This window comes from Gelidibacter sp. (assembly GCF_035577925.1).
Lineage (GTDB): Bacteria > Bacteroidota > Bacteroidia > Flavobacteriales > Flavobacteriaceae > Gelidibacter.
On record NZ_DATJCY010000022.1, the window covers coordinates 1 to 2,319 of the forward strand.

Consider the following 2,319-nt stretch of genomic DNA (forward strand, 5'->3'; position numbering starts at 1 on the left):
GTATTGTTTCCGATCACGTTAATGGCGCCTGATTTTTGACCAATGATCAAATCATTTTTTGAGGTGTTTTTAAAATTAGGATCTTCGTTAAATATAGTATTATCGTATAAAGACGTATTGGAAAAATCATAATTAGGGTTACTTCCAAACTTATCATGTGAATCAATGAATTTGATCAAAGCATTAGTAAATTTGAAATTGACATCAGCACCTTCTTCATCTTCAATCAGAAATTCAGGATTGTGATTGCCATAAATGATGCAATTGTTAAAGTTAGCAGCAGTAAGTGCATTCGTAACTGTAGTATTGTCTTCTAAAACCAAAAAGTTGTTGAGATAAAGTGCAGGAAGCTGCCTAAAGCTATTGCTCCAATAGTTGGCAATCGTGCAATGTGTAAAATTATAAGTGCCACCAAAAGTACCTGCAAAAGCAGACTGCCCTGCATTGTTGATGACAACATTTTCGGCAGTTATGGACGTGGCACGACCTAAAATTCCAAAATTGCTTGAATTATATATTTTTGAATTTTTGATGGTTAGCTTTGGGATTATGGCATTAGGATTGTTTTCTGCGAGAATTCCAATTGTAGCATTTTTAATCGTTGCAAAATTGATATCATTTTCTTTACTGCCCTGAAAAAGCCAGATGGTTCCCCATTGACCTGGAATCGTATGGAACATTGGTTCCAAACGGTCACTTTCAAAAATCACTTCATTGGCCAAGGTGGTTTGATCTGGACTAAATTGACCATTTACTTTTAAGGAAGCGTTGTTTGTAATCAACAGTCCGGAATTTGCGTGAAAATGTACTCTGGCACCTGCATCAATCGTTAGGGTTTTATGTTCGCCAACCGCTGCATAGCCATATATTACATAGGGTTTTTCATTTGTAAAGTGAAGTTCTTCATCATTTAAAAATCGACCTTGTACATTGGTTTCATCATCAATTCCATCGCCATCCACATCAAAATGCAAGGTTTCGACGACGCCTTGTGAATCTTTTGAAGGATAAATAAAAATGGCATCTTTGACCAAGGTTACTAAATCAACTTTTTGAAAATTGGCTCCGCTGTCAAACTCAATGATATCGGTATATAAAAATTGATTTTTTGACGCAGCAACCGAGTGAATATCCAAAGTCATTTCAATAAAAATATACAAACTGTCTTTTGCCAAAAGTTCGACATTTGTAAATTCTTTACCCGCCATACCATCTACATTAAGGCGGTAATTGGAGGATTGTCCTTGCCCCAAACGTAGGGAAGGTATTAGGATGTCTGTATTGCTGTGGTTGTAAACTTTTAAGTTGTAGGTGCTAGAACCTATATTGGTAAAAACAGTATCTAAGTAGACCGTATCTTTTGAAAATCTTAAATTTCCTTCGCTAGGTTGAAAATCAAAATCTTTCCGACAAGAACTCCATAAAATTAACGTTAAAATGGTTAGAATAAAATAAAGATTTCTTCTCATTGGGCAATCAAATCAGATAAGACTCAAAAATATGCCTTTTGAAATTATGAACCTCAATTTTTTAAATTAAAATACGAGAAGACCCTTTGAAACTCTATTTGGAATTGAATTAATGTTTTTTACTTTCCTTTAATATCTCTTTAAACTCTTCACTATATCTTAAAAGATGATCAATAAGATAGATGGAGTTATCAGGAAGTAAAAGTGAGAATGGGATGTTTTTTGTTTCGCAATAAGCAAAAAACAGATGTTTAAAATCTTTGGTAATACTTAAATCTAAAAGCAAAAATTTATCATTAAAGAATTTATCTTTTTTGAAAAGTTTATCAAAATCATCAGATGAAATATAGGTTTCAACAGTTTGGCGTTCACGCGGTGTTTTTCTTTTAAAAAGTTTGACAACACTTTCTCCAATGGCCATAATATCTAAAGGACCGGTATTTGCCTTTTTGTATTTGTAGCCATGCTTTTCAAAATCATTCTTAAGTTGCTTATTAAGTGTATTTGTAGCTTCAGTTCCATCCGTTGGTTTATGTGTGATAGAACCTTGAATTTCAACTTCATCTAATTCGTTTACTATTTTTTTGAGTTCAAAAACTTGAATTTCAGAAAAGTGGGAGGCATTGATCACAAATTGTTTGGTATGATGGAACAAGGAACTAAAAATAAGTGTGTCATTAACTTGAGCATAGATTTTAAAAGTGCCATCAGCAGCAGTAGAAGTGACACTTTTTGAAGTGGTATTCATTATTCTAGCACCAGATACTGGAGCTTCGGAGTCATAAACTACACCTTCAAGGTTCTGTGAAAACATGACGGTGGAACACAGTAAAAAAAGAAGGATAGTTTT

At 33.7% G+C, this 2,319-nt stretch carries 2 protein-coding genes; both read right to left on the bottom strand.

Annotated elements, in window-relative coordinates; genetic code table 11:
* Positions 1-1,469 (bottom strand): hypothetical protein (locus VNJ50_RS00550; protein ID WP_325578029.1); only part of this gene is annotated, 1,469 nt, incomplete at its 3' end.
* A gap of 109 nt (positions 1,470-1,578) precedes the next feature.
* Positions 1,579-2,319, bottom strand: a 741-nt coding sequence (locus tag VNJ50_RS00555; RefSeq protein ID WP_325578031.1) for a carboxypeptidase-like regulatory domain-containing protein, incomplete at its 5' end; no start/stop codon positions are given.